Source organism: Thermomonas sp. (assembly GCF_025993755.1).
Taxonomy (GTDB): domain Bacteria; phylum Pseudomonadota; class Gammaproteobacteria; order Xanthomonadales; family Xanthomonadaceae; genus Thermomonas.
On sequence record NZ_JAMQHN010000163.1, the window covers coordinates 1 to 3,810 of the forward strand.

At 63.8% G+C, this 3,810-nt stretch carries 3 protein-coding genes and 1 pseudogene; all 4 read left to right on the forward strand.

Annotated elements, in window-relative coordinates:
* The first annotated feature begins 38 nt into the window (after positions 1–38).
* Complete coding sequence (locus Q0X16_RS11870; protein WP_297834687.1) at positions 39–2,183, forward strand: copper-translocating P-type ATPase; 2,145 nt, start codon at positions 39–41, stop codon at positions 2,181–2,183.
* A 27-nt stretch (positions 2,184–2,210) separates the two neighbouring features.
* A complete protein-coding gene (locus Q0X16_RS11875) occupies positions 2,211–2,489 on the forward strand; it encodes an EF-hand domain-containing protein (protein WP_297834682.1) in 279 nt (92 codons plus the stop codon).
* A 54-nt stretch (positions 2,490–2,543) separates the two neighbouring features.
* A complete protein-coding gene (locus tag Q0X16_RS11880; protein WP_187570533.1) occupies positions 2,544–3,098 on the forward strand; it encodes a DUF305 domain-containing protein in 555 nt (184 codons plus the stop codon).
* A 597-nt stretch (positions 3,099–3,695) separates the two neighbouring features.
* Positions 3,696–3,810 (forward strand): annotated as a pseudogene (locus Q0X16_RS11885) (transposase); the annotation flags it as partial.

Sequence of the window (3,810 nt, forward strand, 5' to 3'; positions counted from 1 at the left end):
CCAAGGCCGAGACGGCGCCCGCCGCGCCGGCGGGCACGATCTACACCTGTCCCATGCACCCGGAAATCCGCCAGGAAGGACCGGGGACGTGCCCGATCTGCGGCATGGCGCTGGAGCCGGAAATGCCCAGCCTGGAGGACGAGGACAACCCGGAACTGCGCGACTTCTCGCATCGCTTCTGGTGGACGTTGCCGCTGACCGTCGTGGTCTTCCTGCTGGCGATGTTGGGCGACCGGCTGACGTTCCTGAGCATGGGTGCCCGCACCTGGCTGGAACTCGCGTTGAGCACGCCGGTCGTGCTCTGGGCCGGCTGGCCGTTCTTCGAGCGTTGCGTGCAATCGATCCGCAACCGCAGCCCGAACATGTTCACGCTGATCGGGATTGGCGTTGCATCAGCCTTCGGCTATAGCGTGGTGGCCACTGTGGCACCGGATCTATTCCCGGATTCGTTCCGTGAGCATGGCCGGGTCGGCGTCTATTTCGAGGCCGCCGCGGTCATCGTGTCATTGACTCTGTTGGGGCAGTTGCTGGAGTTGCGTGCCCGCTCGAAGACTTCGGCGGCGATCAAGGCTTTGCTGGGGCTCGCGCCGAAGACGGCCCGTCGCATCAACGACGATGGCAGCGAAGACGACATCCCGCTCGAACATGTCCACATCGGCTACAAACTGCGCGTGCGCCCCGGCGAAAAAGTGCCGGTCGACGGCGAAGTGCTCGAAGGGCGCTCCAGCGTCGACGAATCGATGCTGACCGGCGAATCGATTCCGGTTGAAAAGACCGCAGGCAGCCGCGTGATCGGCGCCACGATCAATGGCACCGGGAGCCTCGTCATCCGCGCCGACAGGATCGGTTCGGAGACCGTGCTGTCGCAGATCGTGCAGCTCGTCGCCCAGGCGCAGCGCTCGCGTGCACCGATGCAGCGCATGGCCGACAAGGTCGCGTTCTGGTTCGTGCTCGCGGTGTTGGCGATTGCCGTACTCACGTTCTTCGGCTGGGGCCTGTTCGGGCCGGAGCCGTCGTGGACATACGCCGTCCTCAATGCGGTCTCGGTGCTGATCATTGCTTGTCCGTGTGCGCTGGGATTGGCCACGCCGATGTCGATCATGGTCGCCACCGGCCGCGCGGCGCGTGCCGGCGTATTGTTCCGCGACGCCGAGGCGATCGAGCAGTTGCGCAAGATCGATACCTTGATCGTCGACAAGACCGGCACCCTGACCGAAGGTCGCCCGGCGTTTCGCGCGGTCATGGCCGCCGACGGGTTCGAGGACGACACCGTGCTGGGCTTGGCGGCAAGCCTGGAGCAGGGCAGCGAACACCCGCTGGCGGATGCGATCCTGACCGAAGCCAAGCGCCGGAACCTACCGCTGTCGACGACCGATGACTTCGATTCGGTTACCGGCAAAGGCGTGCGCGGGCAGATCGCAGGGCAGAAGCTTGCCCTCGGTAACAAGGCGCTCATGGCCGAGGTGGGCGCCGATGTCGCGCCGCTGCTTGCTCGTGCCGAATCGGCGAGGGGCGAGGGCGCCAGCGTGATGTTCCTCGCCGTGAATGGGCGGTTGGCGGGCGCGGTGTCCGTGGCAGATCCGATCAAGGCCACGACCTTGCCGGCTTTGAACGCATTGCGTGCGGCAGGCCTGCATCTGGTGATGGCTTCGGGCGATGCGCAATCGACCGCCGAGGCGGTGGGTCGCACACTCGGCATCGAGGACGTGCGAGGCGAGGTGCGTCCGCAGGACAAGGCCGCGCTGGTACAGCAACTCAAGGCGCAAGGGCGACGTGTCGCCATGGCCGGCGATGGTGTGAACGATGCGCCGGCTCTCGCGGCCGCGGATGTCGGCATCGCCATGGGCACCGGCACTGACGTCGCGATGTCCAGCGCTCAGGTCACCTTGGTCAAAGGCGATCTGAGCCGGATCCTGGAGGCGCGGGCGATTTCGGATGCAACGGTCGCCAACATGAAGCAGAACCTCGCCTTCGCCTTCCTCTACAACGCCATCGGCGTGCCGATCGCCGCCGGTGTGTTGTATCCGGTGTTCGGTCTGCTACTCAGCCCGATGATCGCGGCGCTGGCCATGAGCCTGAGTTCTGTTTCGGTCGTCACCAATGCGCTGCGCCTGGCGCGTGTTCCCCTGGGCGCAACGCACGCAGCACCCGCGCTGTCCGCACACGGCGCGTCTTCTCACTAAGACTTTCCCCCCACCTGGAGTAGGTTCATGAACAAATTCGTTTCGCTGGCCGCTGTCGGCCTCCTGTCCCTGTCCGCGGTAGCCGTCGCGGCGGAACTGCAAGCGCATGGAAGCCATGCGGGTCACGCGGCGCCAACTGCAGAAATCACCCCGGCCCAAAAGGAGTTTCGTGCGCTCGACAAGAACCAGGACGGCAAGCTGTCGAAGGCAGAGATGCCGGCCAAACATCCCATGGCCGCGCACTTCGCCATGATGGACACCAACAAGGACGGTGTGTTGTCGGAGGCCGAGTACACCGGCCACTGACGCGCGAATTTCGGCGGCGCGGCTCGTCGCGCCGCCATTCAAGGAGGTTCAATCATGCAAGCGCACTCCAAGCACCAGACGACTCACGACGCCCGGACGAAGGGCGGTCACGTCAGCCACACCGGCCACCAGACCAGCGACGGGCACTACGGGCGATTCGCGCTCATGCTGGTGCTGTCATTCGCTTGTATGTACGCGCTCATGTACGCCATGGTTGATCGCTTCGCGAATGTCGTGCCGAATATCAACCAGTTCTACATGGCGGCCCTGATGACCGCACCCATGGCGATCCTGGAGTTGGCGCTGATGGGCGCCATGTACCAGGACAAGCGAAAGAACGCGGTGATCTTTGCTTTGGCTGGCCTCGTTCTGGTCGGTAGTTGGTTTGGGATTCGCGCACAGGCCGGCGTCGATGACCGGCAGTTCCTTAAATCCATGATCCCGCACCATGCAGGCGCAATCCTGATGTGCGAGGAAGCCAGGATTTCAAGCCAAGATATCCAGGCGCTCTGCCGGAACATCATCGAAGGGCAGCAGGCCGAGATCGAGCAGATGAAATCCCTGCTGGATCCGACGCGCGGTCAGCCGCAACCTGCCACCCGGGACTAGAATCCTTTCCATGCCGCGACGCGTGTCCCGCTTGGTGCACTGGTTGGTGATCATCACCCTGATCGCCTCGACATAGATCGCGCCAGCGCAGGCGGCAAACGAGGCGCTCCAGCAGATCGCGGCAGCGCAAATGGCCGCGGCCATGGCGGACATGCCATGTGGTGATGAGATGGCCCCGTCGCTCGACACGCACGAGATGCCTTGCGATTGCTGCAAGCCTGCCTCTTGGGATCTGACCGCCTGCTTTGGCACCGCCTATCTGCATGCGCTGCCGGATGTCGTGGCATCGGTTCCGCCGCATGCCACCCACGCGACCGGAAACACTCCGACGTATCTCTCGCGATCGCTCGATACGCTCTTGCGACCACCGATCGCTTAACACTCCGTTTTGTGCCATTCCGGACGCTTTTCGTCCGCATGCCGCTGCGTGCGGCATTCACGGAGATATGCCAATGACATTCCCACGACGTTGGGTAGCGCTCGCGCTACTCAGCACACTGCCTATGTTCGCGACAGCCAAGCCGATCGCCTTCGCGAAAGGCAAGACGCTCATGCTCGAGTACGGTGCCGGCACTTCGCCTACTTCGAGCAGCCGATACCAATGCCTATACTGAATCAGTCAACCGAGTGGCCAAAGACATGAACCGCATGGGCAGGGGTTACAGCTTCGAGGTGCTTCGGGCGCGCATGCTCTACGACAAGAAGGCGCGCA